This is a genomic window from Neobacillus niacini (assembly GCF_023715785.1).
GTDB classification, from domain to species: domain Bacteria; phylum Bacillota; class Bacilli; order Bacillales; family Cytobacillaceae; genus Neobacillus; species Neobacillus niacini_E.
This window is the reverse complement of the sequence record NZ_JAMBOX010000005.1, coordinates 56,182-82,717: the sequence shown is the minus strand read 5'-3', so window position 1 is coordinate 82,717 and position 26,536 is coordinate 56,182. Positions and strand designations below refer to the sequence as shown.

The following is a 26,536-nucleotide window of genomic DNA, read 5'->3' as shown; positions in this document are numbered from 1 at the left end:
GTATGCTTTTTTTATCTTGCAAAAAGAGAAAGGGACTAATAAAATGAAATGTTTTTCAATTGATTTAGACGGTACGTTACTGAATTCAAACCATGAAATAACGGAAGAGAATTTCATGGTTTTACAGGACTTGCATCAACAAGGGCATAGCCTTATTATCAATACGGGCCGGGCTTATGAAGATGTCATTAAATTTGATGCCGTGCGCCGGCTGGAACTCCCAGTTATTAGTATTAATGGAACGGTTCTATATTCGAAAACAAGAGATGTCCTGTACGAAGCCTCTTTGCCGATTTCCATCTATAAAGATTTGATGCCAATTTTAAAGGAAATCGGTGTATGGATCATGGTCTACACCAATCAGGGCGGCTTTCCATGCCGAAATCCCGAGATTCAAGATAAAAGTCCTGAAGAAATCTCACCGATCTTCCGAAATTATGATTACGATCAAATCCTTGAAAAAGAAAATCTAAAAATTTATAAAGTCATGGCTGTATCACGAGTGGATCAGCAAGAGAAAATTGATCAAGTAAAAAAAGCCGTCGAGGGAAAATTTGATATGTCAATGGCTTCTTCGCATCCGAATAATGTGGAGTTTACCTCGATCGATGCGAATAAAGGAGCCGCTTTGCTGCGGTACCAAGAGTTGGTGAACCAAAAATTTGATGAGATTTTTGCATTTGGTGACGGGGGAAATGACCTTGATCAATTCAAAGTGGCCACTACCTCTGTAGCAATGGGTAACGCCCCTTTCTGGATTCAGCAGGAAGCGGATATGATTACGAAGACAAATGATGAAAATGGGTTTTCTTATGCAGTCCGCCACTTATTAAACATTTAACAATGATACTCGCTCGAAATCTTTAAAAGAGAAAAGTACTTTGACTAAACTTGGCGTGTTTCCAAAGAAATACGCTTTTTTCATTTGACAGATTACCAAAAATGCTTCATTAAGCTTGCAATATCGTTTAGAAAATAAACAGGAAAAAAATATATTTTTCTAGAAAAGAAAAATATTGACTCTCCATGATAATTCGTGTTAAAATAAAAAATTTGATAAAAATAGCCATGTGTGATACAATTAAACAGGTATTAAATTTGGAGGTGCTGTAGTTGTTTCAAGTTGGCGATTTCATTGTTTATCCGATGCAGGGAGCCGGAGTGATTGAGGCTATTGAAGAAAAGGAAATCTTAGGTGAGAAACAACAGTATTATGTGATTAATATTCCTAGCAGTAAAATGGAAGTCATGGTTCCTATTGGTAAGGAAAAAAAATCACGGATTCGTTTAGTATCGGATAATGTTACGCTTGAAAAGGTATTGCATAATTTTTATTATGGGCAAACCGATACCAATCTTTCCATGAAAGAAAGGTACAAAATAAACCTGGAAAAATTTAAAACGGGCGATATTCAAGAGTGTGCTGAAGTGGTACGGGACCTAATGCGCATAAATAAAAAGAAGTCACTTAATCAAAGTGAAAAGCAGCTGCTGGAGAGTGCACGAAAGATTTTCATCAGTGAATTAGGGTTCATTAAAGGGTTAACTGAAAATCAGGCCACAGATATGTTGAACAAAAAAGTCGTTTAAATGCAGTTCCATTAGCTATTTTTTTAAAAAACACTAAAGTAGGCTTGTAATTATTTTGAAAAAGTGGTATTCTAAATTAGAATTATTTTTGTTCAGTGTAAAGAATAGTATAAGTTTAACTTTTCGTCTTTGCGATACTGAGATCAAGGATAGTATTAACATTGTGTGTCATACACACTAGGAGGCAACAAAAGTGGAAAAAGGTAAAGTAAAATGGTTTAATGCAGAAAAAGGATTCGGATTCATCGAGCGCGAAGGTGGAGAAGATGTTTTCGTTCATTTCTCAGCTATCCAAGGCGAAGGTTTCAAATCACTTGAAGAAGGCCAATCTGTGACTTTCGACGTTGAGCAAGGTCAACGTGGAGCACAAGCTGCTAACGTCCGTAAAGCATAATTACCAAATATGAAGACATACTCCTTTTATGGGGTATGTCTTTTTTATTTTCAAATAATCGAAAAAAAAACTCCACTGGGAAAAGAAAGTCCAATTCAGTGTAGACGGGAAGGCTATATGCTGAAAAATTTTCGCCAAGCACAGATAAGCCATCAACTTGAGTGCAGCTACGAAAGAGGTTGTAAAAACCAATTTGTTTCATAAATAAATTTAGGGCTGAGGAAATCCTCAAGCCCTTTTTTCTTAATCGTTCTGAGAACCTTGGTTATTATTACGATTGTTAGCGGAAGCATTGTTGTTTCCGCCAGCTTCCTCGCCCACTTGGTTACCAAGCGCGCCACCCGCTAGGCCGCCAGCTACAGTGCCAAGAGGTCCAAAAACAGAACCTAACGCAGCACCTGCCGCACCACCACCAATAGTACCTACCGCCTCACCGACATCACTACCATTTTGATTAGTTGCATTGTTCCCAGCTTGGTTCATAGCATTACTGTCTTCATTTCCACCAAATCGATTGCGTTCGTTATTTTTAGCCATATATTTCACTCCCTAATTAAGATAGGAGACCAGATGCAAACCTTTGTTAGCATCGCTCCCCAACCTATTTTGCCCAACGGAAAGAGCATTATCCACATTCCATCATTGCTGCTGAAATAAATATGAAAATCCGGAAATAGAAACAAAAGTTGCGTTGTATGAACTTTGAATAAGTCCAAATAACGACAAGGTAGAACTTGTAATTGATGCTGAAAGCAAATATGTTCAATTAGATAAGAACCATTAAGCAGAACTATTCGAGATACTGACTGGCGAAAAATTATCTGATCTTAAATAATAATTTGAGCGACTGGTTTTCTAATTATGGTGGATTGAAAGCAATTCTCAATAAGGAGAATTGCTATATTTTGGTGCCATTTTATCTTCTCTTCTTAAGTTCTTATCACGATTCATCCCAATATAAAAAGACATACTCTGGTTCATGCTCTCTTTTCAACTCATCAATGCTTGCTATTCTATCTGAAGTTTTCTGTTTATTCGTACGTAAAGTATTACTGGCGTTCTGTGTTAAACTCTTTTCATCCATGATATACACCCTCCTTTTTACGCATAGTTTGTGTCCTGCCCACCTTCTTATTCCTGTTTTTGCAAGGAATGTAATGAGGTGAATCGAAGCCTAACTCAGTGGTCTTATCCGTTAATTCCCTAAAAGAAAAAGCCCCAAGTATAGCTTTACTTTGGGCGATGTTGTTCATAAGGAAGGTATGGAACACTCTTAGGGGTATAAGTAATTACATCAGAAGAATAAATCTCAATTAATAATCGATTCTCTAATGTTTTAGCTTGAATTAGTATAGGTTGATTGTATTCATTTTTAAAGACTAAATCAGGTCCATTCCAACTAACAGTGGCATCCCGCCTTGGTGGAACGTATGAAACCTCTCTACTATGTGAGTAACGCTTAATAACTTTTAAACCAGCATTATCGATAGCATTAAAAAGGGTTGATGATACTTGACAAATTCCACCACCTAAGTCTTCTGAAAACTCCCCTTTAATGATTACTGTAGAAGGCATATATCCTTTCCCTGCTGTTCTTTCACCAACCACTTTATTAAAGGAGAATATTTCACCTGGAAAAAGTACGTAATTATTAATAGCTTTTGCAGCAAGATGAATATTATTGTTTCTTTCTACTCTTTTATTAATAAAGGATGTCATATATTCTCCAATTTTTTCACTTCGAATATTTCCAAGTAGTTCACTATCAACAGTTGGATAAATTGTTTGTAAGGGGATTTCCAATTCTGATGAATTATTATCAAAATAATAAGACATAATTTTATTTGTGAAAATTTGGCGATTTAATCGGTAACCTACTTGTTCTTGTATGATATTTCCGTACTCATCAATTACGGCATTTTTAGGTTCTTTAGTAACTTGTTGTTCAATTTCGTCTATAAATTTTATTAACTTTTCCGTATTAATAATGGGTAATACAGGATAATTTATCGAAAAGTCAGTACGATTTACAACTGAGATTGGGTACCCGTTATTAGTGATAACTAAATTACTTGGCATACTTACTTGCTGAGATAAAATTAATAGCCCAAAAAACAAAGTAAAATTCATATGCTAAAAAACCCCCATCTCATTGGAATACTGATTTTCTTTTGTATTATCTTATTAGGAAAAAAACTTTATTATAGGGAATAGGAAATATCAAAAAATTTATTGTAAGTATGGCCAAACAGTGAAAAAAGCCACAACACCCGATTATGGAGTTAAATACGGGTGTTTGTGTGACGACATTTGTTCTGGGATTTGGGAGAGTTTTTGACACTTCAAAGTGCCCCTTTTATCATGATTTAGTTTCTAATGAGTATACGTTTTTTAGGAAAAATGACCTATTTTCCAAATAATTTTTCTACATTAAGTGGAACGATCACCCGTCCATTTATTTGTTTATGTATTATTGGGTTTTTAAAGGGATCATGATCTTCACTATCTTCATAAAAAAATCGTGAACGTGCATGAACATCAAAACCAAGTATACTTTGAATTTCTTTATTATAGGTCATTTCAACCATCTCCTTTTACCTACTTTTTACTTTATTATTTTTCTTGGTTTTAAAAAAAATTCCCAATAAATTTTTTTGTTTCTTTCATAGTTCGAACATAATGGCTGTGTATAAACGTCCTAAATTAATAAAAGTAGATAATATTTTTCATTTAGGAAAAAAACGCGTCATGAAACTGGTTTTCATGACGCGTGTAGGAATATATTGCTGATAAAAGAATTGCCGTCTTCCTAATAATAATATTATCTTGTAAAATTGATTTTCTGTTAGTAAATATCATTAAAGAACAGCCTTGTTCAACAATCCTGCCCGTTATTTTTCTTTTAACTTTAAATAAATGATTTGTTTCAGTTCTGTTATGACATTTTGAAAGGGAAAAAGTTCTAGAAGCATAGCATGATGTAACGAACTGCCATCTATAACCCCCCAGAAGATGAGAGAGAGTTCCTCCGAATTTGCTTTCTTGGAAAATTCCCCATTTTTTATACCTTCGTCAATAATCGTTTTGAATAAATCTTTATACATATTGAATCTTGAGATCATAATTGTACGCAAATCGTCTTTCCTAGTGGAATACAGCCAGAATTCAATGTGCACTCTTGTCGCATTGACATAGTCAGATGTTTTATTAACATCGCTGTATACATTAAACAGATGCTCCAGCTTTTCGTTGGAGGTTTTTAACCTGCCCAGTTCATCCCTCAGCTTATTAATGCTTTCAGAAGTGCGCTCGTTCATAAGCTCAATATAGATTTCATCTTTACTGCTAAAATAATTATATATAGCACCCTTACTTATGTTAGAGTGTTTTACGATATCCTCCATTGTAGCAACTTGAAATCCTTTTTCGGCAAAACATTCAAAAGCACTTTTCAGTATTAAGGCTTTTTTATTTTTTTTATAGTCATCAGACACTACTGGCATAGTCCTGCTCCTCATATAGATAAATTTGATTAAATGGTTCTGAATACTTCGTTGTACTTATCATCAATCTGCAAAAAACCTTGATTATTCATCCTTATTTAATAATGATTATAGCTTAAAAATAGACTGATTAGTATATTATTGGTAAAATAAACTGACTAGTCGTTTTGTGGGCGCAGTAATTTAAGTTTAGGGGGAAAAAATGAAAACACTTGGGCATTATTTCATTCGTTTTACCTGTATCAACACTGGGTTTGCGCTCTTTTTGTCCATCCCAAGACTATTTAATATTGTCACAGGGACCATAGATATTCAGTTTGATAACTTTAAAGACAAGTTCTTGGATACGTTTTAGTTTTTAAAAACGCTGGATCCATAGAAAGGCCCAACTTGACCAGTTCCTCCGGATTTCTTGGCCGGGGTCACGTAGAACCAGCCTACGTGACCAATTTCAACCTTTTTCCTATCTGGCGGTCACGTAGAGGGGCTAGGTACGGCTGAAGCGGTGATTTATTCAAAGCTCCAATGCTTACGTTGAAGCAGAAAGCCATTTCTTCTTAAAAGAAAGGTGTTTTACGTCGAAAAGCAACATTATCTTAGAAAAGCGCCAAAAAATAAGAACCCCAAGTCTGTAGTGGGGTTCCGCGTCCAATTAATTCGGATATGGTCAGCCTTTCATCCGCTCAGGCAGATTTTGAATCGATTGGACCACTAAATCAAGCTTGGATTCAATTCGGTAAAGTAGATAAAGGGTCACAACGATAGGGAAGCCTACCTCGCTGACGAGGGGGATGAGTTGATCCACGGGTGTTCACTCCTTTCCTGACATTTTTTATAAAAAAGGCCGGGTTCATCGTCTGAATCCCGGCCTCTGCACATTATACAATCTCATATTCTACGACGTTGCGATTGATAACGCGGGCACTTTTGGCCTCCACGTATCTGCCGCTGGCCGATGTGAAAACCGCCGCTCCAATGATTTGCTCCATCGCTTGCTTAACCGCCGCTTCGTCAATCGGTTCCTTCGGGTTGTCCAAGGAAAGGCGGGCAGTTTTGCCCAGCTCCGTACCAAATTGCAATTCCAATGTTTTTGCCATGTTATTCACCTCCTTTGTCATACCGGCCTCCGCTTTGACGGCTAGGTACCGGTTTAATCATCACTCTCAAAATTAAGCGGTGATTTCAGTGCTGTCGTTACGTTCCGTCTTGTTTAGCGGGTCCATACATAATGAGGCAATCGCCTGTGATGCCTGGAATAACTGATCAACAGTAACTTCCTTTCTCACGTTGCTAAACGTCTTAGATTTGTAGATTGGTTTGCCAAGGTCATCCAACCCTGCTTCAAACACCAAACGAAGCTTAGTTCCTTCTAATAATCCCTGTGCCATGAGTCACTCACCTCCTTTCACCCTCTATATATGGTTTTTTGGGTGAAAAGGACAGGGGGGGATAATTTTTTTAATAGGCGGAAAAAAACACTTTTATGCGTGGTAATGTCGTTGGTGCAGTCTGCTATCCTTTTAAGAAAATTTCATTTACCCACAGATACGCAACTAGTTTATAATAAAAGGATGTCTAAAATAGGAATAGGAGTCTATTCGTGACTCCAAGAGATGTAAGTAGGTGAGTACAATCGACATCATAGAAACACGGGTGAGGGGTTTTATCTCTGATATTCAACACCCGAAACAAAAAAAGAAAATCAATAGTAACGATTTGGAATTTCAGTTGCGCAAGTTAATGGATGATTATTTTGAAATGGATGGTTATTCGTTGTTTTATCGCGCGATCGAAACGTTGCAAGCGGAAGGACAGCTAACCCCCATTCAAAATAATCAATACAATGGGAAAACCCCTGTGCTTCCTTTGTATTACTGGGTAAATAAAAAAGTTCTGGCTGAAAAATGGGATCGTCTTGAGATGATGAAATTAAGTGATCAGTTTGATTTTTCCTATTATGAACGGCATCCCGAATGGCAGACGGAGGATGAATGGCAGCGAATCCAGAAGGTATATACGTTTCTAAAGGCCAGTCAGGAACGGGAACTCGTATCAGTAGAAGAAAGAAGCCTCGAGCTGTTTGGCCATGAAAAATTCTTATTAGATGGTGAAAGCTTTCCAGATGGAAAAGGCTTTTTGACTAGAATAGGCATATCAGATGACCAACTTAAAATGGTAAACTATGGGGAACCTTTTGTATTTTGGATGAAACAAGGGAAAGAATTGAAAGATATTCAGAGAGTACTAATCGTCGAAAATCTATCATTCTTTCATACTTCTATTAAATTATTGGAAGATCATCAACTCGATTATGAACCCGAACTGATTATTTATGGGGAAGGCACGAAAATTGAACGGAGCTTCTCCTTTTTCTTTCGAATGTTTCCGCCAAAGTCCTATCTTTTCTACTACGCAGGAGATCTTGATGCCGCAGGTTACGGAATCCTCATTCGGCTTATCGAAAAATATCCAGATTGTAGTATTCAGCCTGCCTTAAAAATCTATCGTAAAATGCTAGAATGTTTAGACCAAAAAAATGACCAGAAAATCGGTCAAATACAAAACCTCAAATACCGTGATCTTTTTTTAAAATGGTTTACAGAGGAGGAGCAAGTACAATTACGGCAATTATGGCACGAAAATAAGAGAATTCCTCAAGAGGTCTTAACGGTAGAAACATGGAGGCGATGGACGTGAACGAATCATGGGAAGGGTTTGCCAAGCGAATGCAACGATTGAATCCCCTGTTTGAGCTTGGCAGGGGAATGGAAGTAGGAGAGCTAAAGCCTCATATCCAAAGTATTCTGATGCAGGTGCTCCTTACCATCTTTTATCGAGAATTAAATGATGATGATCATAGAAGCAAATCAGATATCAAGTATATGGTAGAAGATTCCATTAAGCAAATGAAGCTGTTGGCAGACGATAAGCAAGTTGAACGGATTACAAGTGGGCTATTATATCAGGGAAAAGAAGAGTATAGCAAACCGTTTGAAGCCTTATATTACGATGAAATCAGACAATCATGGGAAACCCAGGTGTTCCGGTATGTCACGATGGATGAAATCTATACGAATTTAGAGCTGGGCGGATCGATTGTTTATAAACTTACAGATGTTTCTCAGGAAATGATTTTTATGAGCAGGGAAATGGCGGAAGAATTCTCGATAACGATCGAACAACTGTATAGTATGCAGCTGATTAAAAACGGTAACTTTAGAAAAGCTACCCGAAACCTCGATCACCTCATTTCACGCGTAAACCGCTTAATGGCAAAGGAATTCACTTTCCAGAAGGAAATGATTAACAATCCCAAAATCTTGCTGATGGAAGAAGAATGGCAAAGGGCCGACAATCGGGTTGAAATTGAAAAGCAATTTGAAGAAGAAAAAAATCACTTCCGTACGATTACGAGGATGATAGAAAAAACGAAACGAAGTAATGAAGATGATGAGGCGATCCAAAAAGAATTGATATTTCTCCAAGAAAAAATTGGCCATACAAGGCAGCTGCATGACCGTTTTGCCAAGCTCGTCATTCAAAATATCTCGTATGAGATGAAATTAAAAGCAGAAAATCCTTCCTTGTTTTGGGAAACCAGTCTGGTTTCATTTCGAGAACATCTTTATGAAAATTGGTTCATGAAGGAAGGGGTTAAACGTTTCGAGACAATCGAAACAGTACTTTCTCCGTTATTTTCACCGAAGAATGAATTTATTTTGCCGCTTGATTGGATCTGGGGAGAACAGGAATTTGAAGAAAAACAACTTAGTGATGCCGTAATCGAAGAAGAATCAGAAGAAAGTGTTGCTCGTCCACGAGTGACGAACTGGGATTCTGTTGTTAAGGCATGGAGTTATGTTTTTCAGCATTTACAAACATACGGAGAATTTTCATTAGCAGATTTATCCACGCTGCCATTAGAAGTGCAGGATATATGGTTTGAAGAATCGGAAACGATTGATTTATGGATGATGTTTGATAAAAAACCGCTGAAGGTTCAAGTGCTGCATAGGAAAGAAGAAACATTAAGTGACGAGAGGGAAATTCTCCTTTATAAATTAATGCAGGAATATCCACAATTTCAAACTTTTGAAGGCTTAAAACTCTTTACTATGTTTGATCACCGAGCAGAGCCTCATTATTGGTATCAAATGAAAATTACCCCGTTTAAGATTTGTGTAATGGAGGAAAAAAGATGAATGCAGAATCAATCAAAAAAGCATCAACTGTCTATTTTACGCTATTAAAAGATAAAGTAATTGACGAAAATAGTGAACATTTCCAGACGTATTTTGAGCCGGAAGTGAGACAGACCGTTCTTTTATTAGCAGACGAATCAGGTACATATATCATTGAATCGCCTAAACGGATTCACTTAGTTGTCCAGCCCACCGGCTCTGTCTTTGCTACGAATTTTACCCATTTGAAGGACAAGCATCGGCAGGTGGAAACGAAAAAACATTTTCATCTAATCAGCATTGTGATTATGGCTTTCCTTGCAGCCATCGACCAAAATCAGGCTGCAAAAATCCGAACAAAGCGGGAAGGGATTAGCTATTACGCATTGGAACGTCTTGTCAACGATCTCATTACAAATTGGGAAAGCATCCTTAAAGCAAAACCTGCGTTTGGCGAAGAGGAAAGAATTGATATGAAGGATGTTGTGACAACGTGGAAATACATGGAGGTTGACAATGATGATTATGGCGCCAAAAAAGGCAATCGGCGGACCAGAATCGGTTTAGTTGCCAGTTCGATGCGTTTATTGGAGACAGAAGGACTGATCATTATTCTTGACCGGGACGATATTCCAAAGGCACTTCCTAAACAAGAGCTTTTTGAGCGGATTGAATACCTATACCACGATTACGATCGTTATGAATTATTTAAAAAGTTAATGACAATGGAGGAGGGGGAGCATGCCGAAAATCCATCGAATTAGAATTGTAGGCCTGAAGTATGATGGCATGCAAAAGCAATATAAAGATACCACCTTTAACTTTCATAATGAAGAGACATCCACAAATGGCCTGATTGCGATGATGAACGGGGGCGGGAAGGGTGTGTTTCTGCAAACCATCTTCCAAATTCTCAAGCCAGGGACTTCATGGGGAAAACAAAACAACCGATATTACCAGCAGTTCTTTTTTAATAATAAAGAGCAATTTATTCCTTATACCTTTCATGTTGTTATTCAATGGGAATTGGATGGCGCCGACCGCCGGCACTTGGTAACAGGAGGCATGTTCTCCGCCGAGCAGCGGATTTCGGTAAATGAAGAAAGCGGCAATGAAAGCAAATCCTTGGAGCAGGAAGCAAAGATTCTCCCTAATATTACCTTTTATACAAGAGAATTTGAGCGGAAAGAAGAGGCATCACTAGAGCATATTCCTCTCTATGAAAATGATGAAGTTGCGGAAACAGAAAGCTTGAAGGATTATTTAAAATGGAATGGATATGACGTTTACAAAGATATAAAGAAACACTATCGCATTCTTGATACATACGGAATTAACCGTAAAGACTGGGATATTATGAAAGAGATTAACAAAGATGAGGGAGGAGTTGGGAAATATTTTGAGGGAGCGGAGGATGATCATTCCCTGTTTCAAAAACGAATCATTCCGACTGTAAGTCAAGTCTTGCACAGGACAGAACATCAAAAGAATGATCTTGTCGAGATATTCAAGAGTCAGGCAAGTATTGCGAAGGATTTACCTGTTCTTTTAAAAAGAGAACAAGCACATAAAGAATTTTTGGAAGACATTATCCCTTTTGAAGAAAACCTGGCAAAAGGAGTAGAGCATAAAGAAATTGTTACGGACAGTGTACAGGTAGGAAGGCAATTGCTTGGTGCGCTCCAGCATTTGAAGCAAACAGATGAGGAGACGCTGCTTACGATAGCGAAAGATACGGAAAAATTAAAACTGCGGCAAGCGGATTTACGCTTTCAACAAGACAATTTAGAGTATGCAAAAGCTCACAGAGAGGTACTAGATTGGGAGAAGAAATTAGTAGAGGAAAAAAATAAGCATGCTTCCTTACAAGAATTTGTAAAAGAAAAACAGGAACGAAAAAAACTGCTGGATTTTCAACTGCTATTGAAAGAGTGGAATGAAAACGAGCAAAGTATTCGCTCTCTTTCACAGCAGATCGCGACATTAGAACAAAATAGCGGTTTAGAGCAAGTGAATCAAAGAATGGACGAAATCAAACAAGAAGCTAGCAAACAATGGGAGCAGTCATATCTATCCATACAAGAATCAGTTAAGCAGTATTTGGGGTATGAAAAGTTCTTAACGAAAAAAGGAAATGACCTGTCACAGCAGGATAAACAAAAGACTACAGCGATTGCCCAGCTTAGTTCCGAAATTGACTTCCTTTATACGCAAATGCAAACATTTGAGTTGGAGGAAGAAAACCTGATCAAGGAATTTGGCGACCGCTTATCCTATGATGTAAGAGGCTTTATCGAGTTTCTATTTAAGCAAATTGAAGATAAAAAAGCCAGGGTAGAAGAGCTGCAGGCAAAAGAAAAAGAATCTAGAGAATTGCTAAACACATTTGCCACCTCCCATGGGACACTCGTTCAATCCATTCAGTTTTCAGAAGAAAAATGTGAAGAGTTAAAAGCTGAAATTGAAGAAAAAAAGCAAAAAGAAGCAAAACTAATAGATAGACTTCATGGGTTAATAGATGATGTCACTGTACCTTTAACTCACGCGCTTCTTTCGAAATATGCCCTGCAGATTGAAGAGATACTAGGCAATAATCGAGAACAAGGTGAACAAATTAAAAAAGATTTATGGGAAATACAATTGGATCATTCCTTAAATGATGAGCACTTCTGGATTCCCAATAAAGATGTGAAAGAATTAAAGGAATGGATTGATGAAAAGACTGGTATTGATGTGTTTTATGGAACCCAGTTTCTTCAATCTTTAAGTAAAGAGGAACTCGTCAACTATCTATTAACCTATCCTCTCCTTCCATATGGATTAATCGTAAGCGGGCAGCAATGGCAAAAAATTAATCAGCAGGTTCTTTCAGGAAGAATGTTTAAAAGCCCGGTTCCGATATTCCTGCGTGAGGAAATGAACAGCGAACATCACCAGCCATCCTTTGTCATGATTAACGGAACAGAGAAGGAGCTATTAACGGATAAAAATCAATTTACCAACTGGAAAATTAATATTGCTAAACAAATAGAAGAAAAGAAAGAAACCCTTATTGAAATTGAAAAAACAGAAACCTCCTTACGTGGTATTTTAAAAGAAATCGATCGATTCCTGTCACGCGAGCTTGCTGTTGATATGGAGAGAGCTTTCAATCAGGAACAGAACGCCCTTCTTTCCAAGAAGGTTCAATTACAAGAAAACACAACTCAACAGCAAAAACAAAAAGAATTACAGCGCCAGCTAAAAGAAGAGTTGGAGACTACAAAGATAAAAATTGAAAAGCTGACCAGAGATGTAGGGAAAATAGAAGAGTATGAACGTGATAAGCTAGTTCAGCAAGAAAATAACCGTGTGAAAATAGAGAAAGAAAAACGAAAGGAAACGTTAATTTTAGGGCAAAAGGAAATTGTAAAAGAGCATCAAAATATTGTTGAACTGCAAAAAAAGTGGCATCAAACCTATTTAGAATGGAAGGTTACAACCGAACAAAATATAAAAGAGATTGCCCTCTTTATTGAAACAGCCGTTTTTCCTGCTGATGAAAAAACAGAAGCTTGTGAAGAAGTTCCACGTTTATCACCACATTTATTAGAGGAGATCAATGGCAGCATTGAAGAGCTAAAGCAGCTTCAAAAATCAAAGGAAGAACAGGCTAGAGAATTACTGGTTATTCAAGCGAAAAAAGAAACGGAACAAAAGCAGCAAAAGAAATTAGAGAAAAAACTCGATACCCAAAATAAGGAGTGGAAGGAAGCTCCGGAACCCCATGAACCGATCAGTATATTAGAAAATCTGCTGCAGACGGCACAGAAGGAAGCAAAAACGGCAGAAAAAGAAGAACGGGAACAAGGAACAGCTTTAACCGTCGCGGAAACGTCCTTAAAACATGCTTCTCAACAGCGTGACAAAGCCGCAAAGAAAATATCAAAGCATGAACAACAGCCTGAAGAATGGGAAAACCTTGACTTAGATGTAAAGGCGATTGAAATAAAAGACCAAACAAAACAAACGCTAGAGGAAATAAAACAGGCTGAAAAGCTTCAAAAAGAAACAGAATCGAACATTGCTGGGTATGAAGGGGATTTGTTAACCTTATCCGTGATCCTCAAGGAGGACCCGGCAGCATTTACTGATACGGATTTAGAAAAAGTGAAGAATCAAGGTAAAGCATGTATTCTATCCTGGTGTGAAGAACATCAAGCTATTCAGGAAAAAGGTAAGGAGAAGCATGCGAAAATCGAACAATCGTTGCGAAATTTAAAGCTGATCATTGAAGGGAAAGATTGGGAGATTCGCTTTAAAAATGAAGTATTAACCACATTAGACCATATGGATACGAGGCATTATTCGCATATTCAAAGTGTCGTTAAAAATATGAAGCGCTTCTCACAAAGTGGATTGGAACAATTAGAGCGTGACAAAGAAAGGGCAGAGAAGGCGCAAAACTTCTGGGCCAGCCGTGCCAGCATGAAGGTCATGAGCATTTCAGAGGCAATTCGTTCGATGATTGCAAAAATGAAGCTGAAAAATGAACGAGGATCCTTCCCGCTCGTCCAGTTAAAAGAAGATATCTTACCTAAAAAGCCTGAAGATATTGAGCCGCTGCTGAAGCAGCATTTCGTAGCTGCGATAAACAAGATTACCAAACAATTTGATACGATTGATCATAATAACCAAGCCGTAGATCAAGAAATTAAACAACTGATAAGTGATGAGCAAATTTTATTCGTATCACTCCGAAATCGCTATCCGGAGCTACTCGTTTATAATATGCGAACGGATAATGCTTTTATGTACGGAAAACCGCAAAGAGAGCATTACTCAACCTGGCAGACCATTAATCAAGGTTCAAGGACGAAATCAGATGGCAGTGGGGGACAAAAGCTGTCTGCCCGAATGGTTATGATGATGATGTTATTGTCTGTTAAAAACGAATCAGACCAAAGCTGGGTCCCTTTAGTCTGTGATAATCCGTTCGGACAAGCGGCGTCAGCACATGTCCTCGACCCGATCTTTTCAGTTGCCGAAAAACTGAAGTTCCAATTCATTGTCGTTACTCCGCCCGAATTGGTGAAAACGGAAATCAGCCAACGATTTGAGGCCTATTATAAATTGGACTTCATTCGCGAAAAAGGAAAAGAAATTGTTTCGGACACCATCGTTCCAGCCTATCGAATTTACCAGTGAGCTTGAGTAGACTTATCATAAAACTAATACAGACAATAAAAACCTGGCAGAACGTTGCCAGGTTTTTATTGTGTTCGGAAAATTGTTCAATCCGCCCAGAAGTCAACTCATTCTTCGGCTATTTCAGCTACTTGTTGTCTATCTGCTTCTCTAGCCAGATTTGATTATCTTTTCACATTATCCGCACACTACCCATTTACACCCTCAACTTAAAATAGGCTATTGATTTAGTAACAGTGACCTATAGGAAATCATAATTTGTTGATGAGAGTACACAGTAAATCTAATGTTGTTTTACACCAATCTGATAATTTACTATTCAACTCTCTACTATGGATTAATTTAGAATAAATACAAAGGGGAGGAAGAAATGCAGAGTTTTCAACATGAACTTCAAGGGTTGGCGATCGATCCTTATCGAGCTGGTCCGTTAGTTTCAATGGACATTCAAAACCAGGATTCGCGCTTGTTTGGCTTCCGATGCGGTGGCTTTGGTTTTCGTTGCGGTGGCTGCTTTGGCTTTCGTTGTGGCGGCTGTTTCGGCTGCGGTGGGTGCTTTGGCTGCGGCGGCTGTTTCGGTTGCTTTGGCTTTGGCTTTAGCTGCTTTGGCATCGGTTTTGGTTTTATTTAATTGGTTTGGCTTTTCATCATTTCTAATGTTTAATTACACGAATCTAATAAATATTTTTCAACTCTCAACTCAGGATAAATTCCGAATAAATACAAAGGGGAGGAAGAAATGCAGAATTTTCAATATGAGCTTCAAGGGTTGGCTTTTGACCCATATCAAACGGGTCAGTTAGTATCAATGGATATACAGAACCAAGACCCGCGCATGTTTGGTATGCGCTGTGGCGGCTTCGGTCGTTGCGGTGGCTTCGGTCGTTGCGGTGGCTTCGGTCGTTGCGGTGGCTTCGGTCGTTGCGGTTTTGGTTGTGGCGGTTTTGGTTGTGGCGGCTTTGGTTGTGGCGGCTTTGGTTGCGGCGGTTATGGTTACGGTGGCTATGGTTTTAGCTGTGTTGGCATCGGTTTTGGTTTTATCTAATTGGTATGGCTTTTGGTCATTACCGAAAAATACTTGAATCAAAATGCCCCTGCTTGGACATGTGCCTCAGGGGCACTTCTTTACCATGTTAATCATATTGGACAAAAAATCCTACATAAACTGATAGTGCACAAGTAGTTATTAATAAGAATAAGGAGGGCTAAAATGGCAGAGCTTAACTCGTCCTCGTGTCTAAAGGTCAAAAGGGATACCTTTTTTATCCCGGACCCAAAGGGTGGTGTCTATTTTAGAAATAACACGAGTTCATTCCGAATGGAAGGGAAAACCATCTATCAGTGGATTGAAAAATTGGTGCCGATGTTCAATGGGAAACAAACCTTGGGCGCTTTGACTCATGGGCTAACGCCACCCTACCGAGACAGGGTATACGAAATCGGCGAAACGTTATTCAAAAATGGGTTTGTTCGAGATGTCAGTAAAGATATTCCCCATCAGTTGCAGCCTCAGGTTCTTGAAAAATATGCTTCACAAATAGAATTCATCGAGAATTTTGTAGAATCAGCTGCATATCGATTTCAAGAATACCGTCATACAAATGTTCTGACGGTTGGCTCTGGCCCCTTCATGGTATCACTGGTTGCTGCTTTAATCGAATCCGGACTGCCCAGAATAAATGTCATGATCCCAGATACGATACCAACCAATAGACTACGGCTAGGTGAGCTGGTGCAAAATGCGAGGAAAATAGACCCAGATGTGGAAATGGTGGAGGTACCCTATCATAAAGGGGCGGGGAGAAATTTTTGGAAAGAAGTTGTTCAGGATTATGATTGGATCCTGTATGTTTCTCAGGATGGTAATGTAAATGAATTAAGGAATATTAACCAAGTTTGTAAAGAAGAAAAAAAGGCATTTCTCCCGGCCATCCTTTTAGATCAAGTTGGGTTGTCCGGTCCGTTAACTCATCCGGAATCAGAGGGGTGCTTTGAGTCAGCATGGCGCAGAATCCATCAATCTTTACTGAAAGCCGATAAGAAACCTCAGGTCTTCTCTTCCGCTTCGGGAGCGCTTTTGGCAAATATTTCTGTATTCGAATTGTTCAAGAAGGCCACAGGAATCGCAGGTTCCGATCAAAGTAATCAAATATACCTGCTTGATCTTGATACGATGGAAGGAGATTGGCTTTCATTTATTCCACATCCATCTGTTACATTGAAAAGTGTTAAGCCTGAATTGATAGAAGATCTCGAACCAAGACTCCAACAGGAACCGGACAGGGATGAACAAGAGGGTTTGCTTATGGAATATTTCGGTTCGATAACTTCAAAAGAAATTGGTATTTTCCATAACTGGGAGGAACGAAATTTGCCACAGCTTCCTCTTTCCCAGTGTTTTGTTCAGGTTGTTGACCCAGTCTCAGCGGGACCGGCGGAACTGTTGCCGGAAGTTGTCTGTTCGGGCATGACACATGAAGAAGCAAGAAGAAATGCCGGCCTGAAGGGTATTGAAATGTATGTTTCTAGAATGATAGATTCACGTGAATATGGCTTCAAACATCTGATCGATCGGGTAGGTGGGAACTTGCCAGAGGGATTTCTTGGCATCGGTTCAGGGGAATCAGTCGCAGAGGCTGTTTGTCGGGGGATGCAAGACTACCTTAATGAAGAATTAAAACATAGAAAGGGCGATCAAGCTGTTTTTCGTTTGCCGATGGGAGCAATAGAGGACAAAAGCTGCCGCTTTTATTTAAATGCCCTGACTACCTTGAACGGTTCACCAGCCATTGGACTAAAAGAGGATGTGTTAGGCTTCCCTGTGGTATGGGTAAGGTCAACTGGCCGCTGGTACACAGGCGCAGGTCTAAATACCACATTGGCATTGCGAAATGCTTTGGAGCAAGCCATTTTGGATGCCCAAAACAAGATCCATTCCGTAAAGAGGCAAGAGACTCAGCCTATACTTTATCTGGAAAAAATCGAATCTAAACTCGAAATCCCTTCTTGTGAGGAAATGTCACATTTGGAACTATTACAATCTTCCATTCAGGTTTTGAAAAAAAACAACAAACAATTATTCGTCTATGATCTGTCGATTGAGCCGTTTTTAAAACAAGGGCTGGCAGGGGTATATGGTGTGCAGATTCGAGAGGGGGCCCCTCAATGACTGCATGTATTCTGATTGACGGAAACGGTTTATTAGCGGATTATGTCTGCGAACAATTGTCTACCAGCTATCTAGTAAGACGCCAAAGCATGCTGGACGAAATACCAAAAGATACAAGATTAGCGCTTGTTCTTGACGATGCCTGGAATCCATCCACACATCATAAGGCGGAAGAGCGATTCAGGAATGCCGGTATTCCTTGGCTCCGAGGTTTCGTTTCATTTGGCGAGGGAATCATTGGTCCATTTGTTTGGCATGGCACATCGGGATGTTCTGCTTGTGCTGATAAACGACGCTTGTTTGCAGGGCTCGATCGTCATGAAATGTGGAACCTTCAAACGAAAATGGGGACTGAAGCCAATGTGATGCGTGATGCATGGGCTTCCCGAACGGGGCTCTCTCAAATGGCAGTATTGATCAGTACCGAAGTGCAGAAAGTTCTTCAGGGGGAATCTTCCTTTTTGGAAGAAAGGATATTCATTACCAATCTGAAAATGTTAACCACCTCGAGTCACTTTTTCCTGCCTGATCCATTGTGCCCAATTTGCAGTCCAATACCAGAAGATTCTCCAGAGTCAGCACACATTAGCTTGGGCTCCAGTCCTAAATTAACTGGTGCCGAATATCGCTGTCGTTCTATGGAAGAATTGAAAACAGTGCTAACTTCGGACTATCTCGATGAGCGTACGGGTATCATGAATGGAAAAATGGCGGATTTCAGACTCCCATTTGCGGATGTTTTGGTTAACATGCCGTTGTTTGGAGCTGATGAGGGAGTAGCAGGGCGTACGAATTCCTATGAGATGAGTGAGCTAACGGCCATTTTGGAGGGGTTAGAGCGACATTGCGGCATCGAGCCACAAGGCAAAAAGAAGAAGATTCGTGAGAGTTATAAAAATATAAAGCATATCGCCTTAAATCCCACTAGGGTAGGCTTACATGACCAAGAACATTATGCATTGCCTCATTTTCCGTTTAAACCGTTTCATCCTGATACCCCAATGAATTGGGTGTGGGGCTATTCGTTTTTACAAGAACGTCCGATCCTGGTTCCGGAGTTGCTTGCCTATTACAGTTTGGGCCATGGGGAGGGCTTTGTCTATGAAACCTCCAACGGGTGTGCATTGGGAGGCAGCATGGAGGAAGCCATTTTTCATGGCATTATGGAGGTCGTCGAGCGGGATTCCTTCTTGTTAACCTGGTATGCCCGGCTGCCGCTTCCACGCCTGGATCCTCGTTCTGCTGACGATAAAGAACTAGATATGATGGTCGAACGCTTGCGTGAGGTGTCTGGGTATGACGTTTATTTGTACAATTCGACGATGGAACATGAGATACCCAGCATTTTTGCAGTGGCAAAAAACCGAAGATTAGAGGGGGTAAATCTTATTTGTGCGGGAGGTGCTAGTCCCGATCCTATTAGAGCTGTAAAAAGCTCGCTATACGAACTGGCGGGAATGATGGTTAGGCATGACCAAATCCTGGAGGAAAACCGGCAAAAATATGAAGAGATGCTAACGAACCCTTATGCGGTCCGTAATATGGAGGACCACGGACTGCTCTATGGCTTGCGGGAAGCAGAGGAACGTCTGAACTTTATATTGGATGATCCTCGTCCATTGCGAAAGTTTGCTGAGGAATTTAAACAGCCTCCGGCAAATGCCGATTTGAAAGATGATCTTGAGGAAATTCTTCTGAGGTTCCGCCAGTTGGACCTTGAGGTCATTGTCGTGGATCAAACGACGCCAATAACCAAGCGGAACGGATTATATTGTGTAAAGGTATTGATTCCTGGGATGCTGCCGATGACATTCGGACATCATCTTACCCGAGTCAAAGGGCTGGAAAGGGTCCTCCAAGTACCAGTGAAGCTTGGATTTGCCAAACAGCCGTTAACGTATGAACAGCTGAATCCACATCCCCATCCGTTCCCATAAATGAAAAGTAGGAGGTTTATTTTTGAAACTGGAAACATTTCTGCACCACCTTCACTTTGACACGGAAAAACTTAGTCCGCCAGATTGGGAAGTGGATTGGGAGGATGCGCCGCTTCCCTACAAACTGTACCGTGGTTTACCGGCGATTGCACTGACCGGCGATGTTCCATTGACTCTCGGCAGGCGAGAAGCTCAGGCTGACCCCAGACTAGAGGAGCTTGGTCATTTTTTATGGTATGTATATGGCCAAACTCAATATGCACAATCCCCTTTCATCATGGACATGGAGGAAAAAACGGCAGTAAGCTACGCCCAGTTATTTCGAAGATTTGTTCCCTCTGGAGGGGCATTGTATCCAAATGAATTATATGTATATATAAAACTGGAGGACGTACCAACTGGAATCTACCATTACGATGTGGCCCATCACCGCCTCAGCTTGCTGCGAGAAGGAAATTACGATTCCTACTTGTCTCGAAGTCTCGGAAATTGCGACGTCTCTGATTGTTTCTGCACGATCTTTGTCTCTACGGTTTTTTGGAAAAATTTCTACAAATATAATAACTTTTCTTACAGGCTTCAAGGCTTGGATGCCGGTGTAGTCATTGGGCAAGCATTGGAAGTGGCCGATGTTATGGGTTTTTCCTCCCGGGTATGTTACCAATTTCTTGATCGTTCTATTAATCATTTGTTAGGACTATCAGAACATGACGAAAGTGTTTATGCGGTAATGCCATTATCCATTTACCCATCTATCCAAACAGATGACAATTTTAAGAGTGAAGAACCTGTTTCTGCTGCTGAATTGACTCAGGAAGTGCCATTGCTAAAAACGGAAACCTATAGCCGCTCAAAGAGAATCCTTGATTACCCGCTGCTTAAAGAGATGAATGAAGCATCCATGCTTGATTCTACACAGTCATTTGTGAAGCTAAAAAAAGACGATCGTGCTGAAAAGCCCTTTGGTACGGAGTTCATTATGTTGCCCTATACGGAATCCTTTTCGTACGATCTTCCATCTGTTTGCAGAGAGAGACATTCTCCTGATATTGATTTTATAATGGGGAAAGTCAGTCAAGAAACCATTTCCACTTTGTTAAAGGAGACATTATCTTTTTCGTATCATAATGACCTTAACGATACACAGGAGGATCCTGAGACGAGTTTATCATTGAACGGATTTTTTTATAACGTGGAGGCTGTTCCGAATGGCGCTTACGCCTATGACAAAAACACCCATGGACTCCGAAGAATAACTAATGGGGATTTCCGACAGAATTTGCAAAACGGACTAACTATGCCTAATGTAAATTTATTTCAAGTGCCGATCTGCCTGCATGTTGTTGGAAGCAAGGATCACCTTAAAGAGGAACTGGGATATCGAGGATACCGAATTCAACAGATGGAAGCGGGTATCCTGGTGCAACGGCTGCTTTTGATATCGTGTGCCTTGGGAATGGGGGGACACCCGCTATTAGGTTTTGATGTGAAGCAATGTGATGAACTTTACAGATTTGATTCGAAAAATTTAACGAGCCTCATCCAAATCCCTATGGGTCCATATCGTCCTCGTGCCTGGTTAAAAGGAAGTTTGAATAGCTAGGATGATGAAAACTTTATTCATAACTGGAAGTAATAATGGAATTGGCTATTTTATGACCAAGGAATGGCTCAGTATGTGAACTGAGCCATTTTTCTTGTAAACTTTTTAGGAAAAAGGTAGTGCGAACATTCTCCTGCGACATAAGATGTATAGATTGTTATTGAAAAGTCGTAAGGGGGGATATATACATGCCAAGAAGATGGTTAACTTTTTTCGTGTTAGCTTTTCTGTTAGTGGCTAGTTTTATAGTCAATGTGCCGGCTGGGTCTGCTGCGGCTACCGGCGGCAAATTAATTATTATTAATAAGGCCAACAACTTGCTTGCCTACTATGACAATGGTCAGTTGATAAAAAAATTTAAAGTAGGTACCGGAAGGAGCAAATCGTTGACTCCTGAAGGTAAGTTTAAAATTGTTAACAAAATTGTCAATCGACCCTATTACAAAGGGAAAATACCTGGAGGAGACCCACGAAATCCGCTTGGAAATAGGTGGCTGGGCCTCAACGCCCGTGGAACATGGGGGACCACTTATGGGATTCATGGAAACAACAACCCAAGTTCAATTGGCGGGTATGTAAGCAGCGGCTGTGTTCGGATGTATGATGAGGAGGTAGAGTGGCTGTTTGACCAGGTACCAATTAATACCCCTGTTATTATTACGTCCTCGTCGAAATCATTTAATGCCATCGCTGCAGCCAATGGTTTTAGAGTAACAGGGGATGATAGTGTCCCAGTTTCCGGTAATACCAAAGGGGAAATCCTAAAGCGAGGAAGCCGCGGTCCTGCGGTTAAGGAACTGCAAAGTAAGCTGACATCTCTTGGTTATGATACCCGGGGGACGGATGGGATTTTTGGCGTAAATACAGAAAATGCACTACGGAAATTTCAAAAGGATCGTAAACTGGCCGTAGACGGGGTTTACGGACCAGCAACGAAAAAAGCATTAGGAATTTAGAAAAGTTGTTTATGTCGACCTTCAGCTGTTCATTCACATTGAACAGCTTTTTATATTTGAGGTCCAATCCCCTAACAGAAAATACTGTATATTATCCAATGACTTTGATATACTTTTAGCAAAATATGCTAAGCAAAGAGGTACATACCGTGTTAAAATCGAAAACACAATTTTGGTTGATTCAAATTTTACTTATTTTAACGATTATTTTCGTCTCATCAAAAATTACATTTTTGTTCAAGCCAATCGGAATCTTTTTCTCAACGATCTTCTTTCCAATCCTGATAACCGGATTCCTCTTTTTCCTGTTAAACCCGTTGGTCAAATTTCTTGAACGCAAAAAACTTCCAAGGATTGCGGCAATACTAGTCATTTATATTGGCTTTGCTGGCCTTCTTGTCCTAGCAATCAGCAGTCTCGTTCCGACTGTTTCAAAACAGGCAGCTGATTTGGCAGAAAATCTACCAGTGTTTGCTCATAAGACGATTGAATTCTTTAATGAAACGGTTAAGTCATCGGAGTTTAAAAACTTTAGGGACGAACAAGCTGAGATTTTCGACAATGTGCAACAACGATTAATGGAGTATGCCAACACACTTCCAACCACTTTGACAAACGGGATTATGGGGATTTTTGGTGTGGTCACCAATCTAGCGATCATTCTTGTCACCGTGCCATTCTTATTGTTCTATATGTTCAAGGATGGGCATAAATTTCCGCAGGCCGTTTCAAAGTTTTTTCCTGCAAGTTACAGAGATGAGGGCATGAAAATTTTGAAGGAAACAGGAGAGACATTATCGTCTTACATCCAGGGCCAGGTGATGGTTGCCCTGGCAGTCGGAACCTTGTCCTTTATTGGCTATTTAATTATTGATTTACCTTATGCATTAATCTTGGCGCTCATTGTCGCCTTCACCAATATTATCCCGTATGTAGGGCCAATCATTGGCGGTGCACCGGCTGTGATTGTCGGTCTATTTGACTCACCGACGAAAGCTTTGTTAGTTATCGTTGTCATCCTGGTCGCTCAACAAATTGAAGGGAACCTGCTGTCACCTATGATTTTAGGGAAGTCATTGGATATACATGCGGCAACCATCATTATGATCCTGTTGGCGGCAGGCAATCTAGCAGGCGTACTTGGAATGGTCTTGGCCGTTCCGACCTATGCTGTTTCTAAAGTAATCGTTTTAAATACAGTCCGATTCTTAAGAGCAAGAAAAGCGGCGAATACCGAAGGGGCCTAAGCCTAAGACCAAGCCGTTCTCTTGTGGAGTACCAGCATTGGAAATAGCAAGTATAAAAACAAATACCTATTTTTATACTAAAGGAGGAGTTTTATATGTCTAGAAAAGCTTTTAGTGCATCTGGAGCTGTTGCTGTTGGTCCTTACTCACATGCAATTGAAGCAGGAGATTTAATATTTTTATCTGGGCAAACCCCAGTAGACTCACAGACTGGAAAGCTTGTAGATGGTGATATTGTAGAACAGACAAATCAATGTTTTAAGAATCTTTTCAATGTATTGGAAGCAGCAGGTTTAACTCCTGATCATGTTGAAAAAGTAAATGTATTCTTAACTGATATGAATAATTTTACAGCAATGAACGAAGTTTATGCTAAACAATTTTCTGAGCCATATCCCGCTCGTACAACGATAGGTGTGTCATCCCTGCCTCTTGGTGCACAGGTCGAAATCGAGATGATAGCTAGAAGATAAAATTCAAGGAGGAATAACGATGTTCGATACAAATCAAATAATCGTTCCGCATTTATGGTATGACAAAGAGGCAAACGAAGCCGCCGAGTTTTACACTGCCATATTCCCAGATTCGAAAATTACAAATGTAACAACCATTCACGACACACCCTCGGGTGACTCTGATATCGTCTCTTTTGAGCTTTGGGGGCAGAAGTTCACGGCAATCAGCGGAGGACCTTTTTTCAAGATCAATCCGTCAATCTCGTTCATGGTTAATTTTGACCCGTCACGAGAAAAAGCCGCAAGCGAAATGATAGATGAGGTTTGGAACAAATTGTCCGAAGGCGGAACAGTGTTAATGCCGCTTGATAAGTATCCGTTCAGTGAAAGGTATGGCTGGATTCAGGACAAGTTTGGTTTGTCCTGGCAGCTAATCCTAACCAATCCTGAAGGGGAAGAGCGCCCGGCAATCATTCCATCTCTTTTGTTTGTCGGTGATCAATGCGGTAAAGCGGAAGAGGCGATTGATTTTTACTTGTCGGTATTTAAGAACGCAAAGCAGGGACTTCTGTTTCGCTACCCTAAAGGAATGGAACCTGACAAAGAAGGAACAATTATGTTCGCTGATTTTAGCTTAGAAAATCATTGGTTTACGGCCATGGACAGCGCCCATAAGCATAATTTCGGTTTTAACGAGGCTATCTCTTTCATGGTTTACTGCAATAACCAAGAGGAGATTGATGACTACTGGGGCAAGCTCTCTGCAGTTCCAGAAGCAGAGCAGTGTGGTTGGCTGAAAGATCAGTTTGGTGTGTCCTGGCAGATTGTGCCCCGTGAAATGGATGAGATGATGAGAAAAGGTACACCTGAGCAAATGGACCGTGTAACAAAAGCATTTCTTAAAATGAAGAAATTTGATCTTGCTGAATTACGAAAAGCATATAAGGGATAAAGTATACAGCCCAACCCTGGGAAGGAGCCTGAGTCAAAGACAGTGGCTCCTTTGTAGATTAACCTAGAAGCGAACAAATTTTTTAAGACAATACTGAGAATCTCTATCTCTGGCCTGAAAGTTTCTCCCTATCATCTGCGAGAGGCATTTGTTCAGCCCATTTATGTTTAATCATCAGCTTAAACCCATCTTTCAAAAACTCTGCAAGCTCCATCATTAGTCTGATAAAATGTGCACCTAAATCATAACGTTGACAAGTTGCAATCGCTGTGCCATAAAGTCCTGCTTGAGTAGAACCGATAATCACGATATGGTACATCAGGAGGCGGTCAGAAAACGGCGATATAGTGGAATTTGTAATTTCGGCGTCTTCAGATTTTGGGGATGGAAGATGGTCCTGAGACAATAATGTTTCAAGAATCTCCACATGCTTGCCGGCTATTTTAACTCCACGCCAGATAAAATCCTTCAACTCTTGTAATTGGGCAACCTGGGCAAACGCGATACACAATGATTTGTCCAACTGTGCTTTTTTCAAATCCCAAAAAATATTGCTAATCTCAATGCAATTCAGTGTCCTTTGTCCCCCGAAAAGTCCATGCATGAAACTATTTGTCGCCACAAACTCATAATCATTAGGAGGATTAATGATTGGTGCTCTAGATACAATTCCTTTTTCCAAAAGTAAATCCAGGGAACGATTAAACAGTTCCATCGTTTCATTTTGACATTGTACATAATAATCCCGTATATCACGACGCATATTCGTGGTCAGTGCAGCTGCATACCCAGCTAAACCGTGAACACTCATGATGTAGGTATAGCTTAAGCAGAACTCGTCAGAAAATAAACGAGGTGCCTGTGAATTCACATCATCCTCGGTAAATCCATGAGGAATCGGAAACTTTTCTGCTGTAAAATATTCCTTAATCACCGGAATATGTCCATTTGCCAAGGATAAAGCGTATTCTAAAATGGGGCGAATCGAATCGTCTTGAACAATTTCAAGCATATAGGTATACACGCAAATGGCCATCGTGTCATTTTGATATTGTGTCCAGATATTTGCGATTTCTGGGGCTGTAAGCCTTACATAATGGGATGTTTCGCGTTCCACTGCTGTCATTCCCTTCGAAAAAATGGCTTATTTAATTTGGTTCCTTTATTTTCTCCTCTGTTTGGAAAAATATGAAAGGACATTTATATACAATTGACCTGTGTTTTCATATAGATATATCCGGGAGATCCGCTCAAGGAGCCTAATCTCTGTAACTTAATATTATAGTAATATAGTAAAAATGTGCTATTTTGTAAAATAATTCAAATTTAGTATAATGAAGATTGTCAGATTAAAAGGGGGAT

Annotated in this window: 26 protein-coding genes; 17 read left to right on the top strand and 9 right to left on the bottom strand. The window is 39.9% G+C overall.

The annotated features are described in order from the left end of the window. Positions 1-43: 43 nt before the first annotated feature. The 3 genes from M3234_RS11470 (at position 44) to M3234_RS11460 (ending at position 1,984) form a co-directional block, all read left to right on the top strand. Positions 44-841 (top strand): HAD family hydrolase, encoded by a 798-nt coding sequence (locus tag M3234_RS11470; protein ID WP_262304856.1) that lies wholly within the window; start codon positions 44-46, stop codon positions 839-841. A gap of 272 nt (positions 842-1,113) precedes the next feature. Further along, positions 1,114-1,590: a CarD family transcriptional regulator gene (locus tag M3234_RS11465; RefSeq protein WP_285858405.1), complete on the top strand. Its 477-nt coding sequence runs from the start codon at positions 1,114-1,116 to the stop codon at positions 1,588-1,590. A 193-nt stretch (positions 1,591-1,783) separates the two neighbouring features. Next, positions 1,784-1,984, top strand: coding sequence for a cold-shock protein (locus M3234_RS11460; RefSeq protein ID WP_066307977.1), 201 nt, complete (start codon positions 1,784-1,786; stop codon positions 1,982-1,984). Between the two features lie 243 nt (positions 1,985-2,227). On the opposite strand, the gene M3234_RS11455 is transcribed toward M3234_RS11460, so the two are convergent. The 5 genes from M3234_RS11455 to M3234_RS11435 all read right to left on the bottom strand — a co-directional run bounded on the left by M3234_RS11455 (position 2,228) and on the right by M3234_RS11435 (position 5,478). Next, a complete protein-coding gene (locus M3234_RS11455) occupies positions 2,228-2,521 on the bottom strand; it encodes a hypothetical protein (protein WP_262304855.1) in 294 nt (97 codons plus the stop codon). 403 nt (positions 2,522-2,924) lie between these two features. After that, positions 2,925-3,068 carry a hypothetical protein gene (locus M3234_RS11450; RefSeq protein ID WP_262304854.1) on the bottom strand — a complete coding sequence of 48 codons (144 nt, stop codon included), beginning with the start codon at positions 3,066-3,068 and terminating at the stop codon, positions 2,925-2,927. A 146-nt stretch (positions 3,069-3,214) separates the two neighbouring features. After that, positions 3,215-4,114 carry a VanW family protein gene (locus M3234_RS11445; protein ID WP_262304853.1) on the bottom strand — a complete coding sequence of 300 codons (900 nt, stop codon included), beginning with the start codon at positions 4,112-4,114 and terminating at the stop codon, positions 3,215-3,217. Between the two features lie 275 nt (positions 4,115-4,389). Further along, entirely contained in the window at positions 4,390-4,563 is a 174-nt protein-coding gene (locus M3234_RS11440) for a hypothetical protein (protein WP_262304852.1), read from the bottom strand. Positions 4,564-4,875: 312 nt separating this feature from the next. Next, positions 4,876-5,478 (bottom strand): TetR/AcrR family transcriptional regulator, encoded by a 603-nt coding sequence (locus M3234_RS11435; protein ID WP_262304851.1) that lies wholly within the window; start codon positions 5,476-5,478, stop codon positions 4,876-4,878. 211 nt (positions 5,479-5,689) lie between these two features. Between M3234_RS11435 and M3234_RS11430 the strand changes: the two genes are divergently transcribed. After that, positions 5,690-5,842, top strand: coding sequence for a hypothetical protein (locus M3234_RS11430; protein WP_262304850.1), 153 nt, complete (start codon positions 5,690-5,692; stop codon positions 5,840-5,842). Between the two features lie 312 nt (positions 5,843-6,154). On the opposite strand, the gene M3234_RS11425 is transcribed toward M3234_RS11430, so the two are convergent. The 3 genes from M3234_RS11425 to M3234_RS11415 form a co-directional block, all read right to left on the bottom strand. Beyond that, positions 6,155-6,292 carry a YvrJ family protein gene (locus tag M3234_RS11425; RefSeq protein WP_066308016.1) on the bottom strand — a complete coding sequence of 46 codons (138 nt, stop codon included), beginning with the start codon at positions 6,290-6,292 and terminating at the stop codon, positions 6,155-6,157. A gap of 73 nt (positions 6,293-6,365) precedes the next feature. Continuing rightward, a complete protein-coding gene (locus tag M3234_RS11420; RefSeq protein WP_262304849.1) occupies positions 6,366-6,584 on the bottom strand; it encodes a DUF2922 domain-containing protein in 219 nt (72 codons plus the stop codon). 72 nt (positions 6,585-6,656) lie between these two features. Next, positions 6,657-6,875, bottom strand: coding sequence for a DUF1659 domain-containing protein (locus tag M3234_RS11415; protein WP_262304848.1), 219 nt, complete (start codon positions 6,873-6,875; stop codon positions 6,657-6,659). A 235-nt stretch (positions 6,876-7,110) separates the two neighbouring features. Here M3234_RS11415 and M3234_RS29535 point away from each other — a divergent pair, with 235 nt between their 5' ends. The 13 genes from M3234_RS29535 to M3234_RS11350 all read left to right on the top strand — a co-directional run bounded on the left by M3234_RS29535 (position 7,111) and on the right by M3234_RS11350 (position 25,174). Next, the gene (locus tag M3234_RS29535) at positions 7,111-8,184 is read left to right on the top strand and encodes a Wadjet anti-phage system protein JetD domain-containing protein (protein WP_262304847.1); all 1,074 of its coding nucleotides are present in this window, start codon (positions 7,111-7,113) and stop codon (positions 8,182-8,184) included. Next, the gene (locus M3234_RS11405) at positions 8,175-9,689 is read left to right on the top strand and encodes a hypothetical protein (protein ID WP_262304846.1); all 1,515 of its coding nucleotides are present in this window, start codon (positions 8,175-8,177) and stop codon (positions 9,687-9,689) included. The genes M3234_RS29535 and M3234_RS11405 overlap by 10 nt, the downstream gene beginning before the upstream one ends. Next, positions 9,686-10,432, top strand: a complete 747-nt coding sequence (locus M3234_RS11400; protein ID WP_262304845.1) for a DUF6063 family protein — start codon at positions 9,686-9,688, stop codon at positions 10,430-10,432. The genes M3234_RS11405 and M3234_RS11400 overlap by 4 nt, the downstream gene beginning before the upstream one ends. Beyond that, entirely contained in the window at positions 10,410-14,855 is a 4,446-nt protein-coding gene (locus tag M3234_RS11395; RefSeq protein ID WP_262304844.1) for a coiled-coil domain-containing protein, read from the top strand. Before M3234_RS11400 ends, M3234_RS11395 begins: the two co-directional genes overlap by 23 nt. Before the next feature lie 370 nt (positions 14,856-15,225). Further along, the gene (locus M3234_RS29670; protein ID WP_396953948.1) at positions 15,226-15,486 is read left to right on the top strand and encodes a heterocycloanthracin/sonorensin family bacteriocin; all 261 of its coding nucleotides are present in this window, start codon (positions 15,226-15,228) and stop codon (positions 15,484-15,486) included. Positions 15,487-15,594: 108 nt separating this feature from the next. Further along, positions 15,595-15,900 carry a heterocycloanthracin/sonorensin family bacteriocin gene (locus M3234_RS11385; RefSeq protein ID WP_262304843.1) on the top strand — a complete coding sequence of 102 codons (306 nt, stop codon included), beginning with the start codon at positions 15,595-15,597 and terminating at the stop codon, positions 15,898-15,900. Positions 15,901-16,065: 165 nt separating this feature from the next. Next, positions 16,066-18,024, top strand: coding sequence for a putative thiazole-containing bacteriocin maturation protein (locus M3234_RS11380; RefSeq protein WP_262304842.1), 1,959 nt, complete (start codon positions 16,066-16,068; stop codon positions 18,022-18,024). Next, the gene (locus M3234_RS11375) at positions 18,021-19,961 is read left to right on the top strand and encodes a TOMM precursor leader peptide-binding protein (RefSeq protein WP_262304841.1); all 1,941 of its coding nucleotides are present in this window, start codon (positions 18,021-18,023) and stop codon (positions 19,959-19,961) included. The genes M3234_RS11380 and M3234_RS11375 overlap by 4 nt, the downstream gene beginning before the upstream one ends. A 22-nt stretch (positions 19,962-19,983) precedes the next feature. Further along, the gene (locus tag M3234_RS11370) at positions 19,984-21,564 is read left to right on the top strand and encodes a SagB family peptide dehydrogenase (protein WP_262304840.1); all 1,581 of its coding nucleotides are present in this window, start codon (positions 19,984-19,986) and stop codon (positions 21,562-21,564) included. A 188-nt stretch (positions 21,565-21,752) separates the two neighbouring features. Then, the gene (locus M3234_RS11365) at positions 21,753-22,520 is read left to right on the top strand and encodes a L,D-transpeptidase family protein (RefSeq protein WP_262304839.1); all 768 of its coding nucleotides are present in this window, start codon (positions 21,753-21,755) and stop codon (positions 22,518-22,520) included. Positions 22,521-22,669: 149 nt separating this feature from the next. Further along, positions 22,670-23,767, top strand: coding sequence for an AI-2E family transporter (locus M3234_RS11360; protein WP_262304838.1), 1,098 nt, complete (start codon positions 22,670-22,672; stop codon positions 23,765-23,767). A gap of 95 nt (positions 23,768-23,862) precedes the next feature. Next, positions 23,863-24,240 carry a RidA family protein gene (locus M3234_RS11355; protein ID WP_262304837.1) on the top strand — a complete coding sequence of 126 codons (378 nt, stop codon included), beginning with the start codon at positions 23,863-23,865 and terminating at the stop codon, positions 24,238-24,240. Between the two features lie 19 nt (positions 24,241-24,259). Further along, on the top strand, positions 24,260-25,174 hold the full coding sequence (locus tag M3234_RS11350) for a VOC family protein (RefSeq protein WP_262304836.1): 915 nt from the start codon (positions 24,260-24,262) through the stop codon (positions 25,172-25,174). Positions 25,175-25,277: 103 nt separating this feature from the next. Here the strand turns inward: M3234_RS11350 and M3234_RS11345 are convergent, their stop codons facing one another. Next, the gene (locus M3234_RS11345) at positions 25,278-26,291 is read right to left on the bottom strand and encodes a DUF3231 family protein (RefSeq protein WP_262304835.1); all 1,014 of its coding nucleotides are present in this window, start codon (positions 26,289-26,291) and stop codon (positions 25,278-25,280) included. Positions 26,292-26,536: the final 245 nt, after the last annotated feature.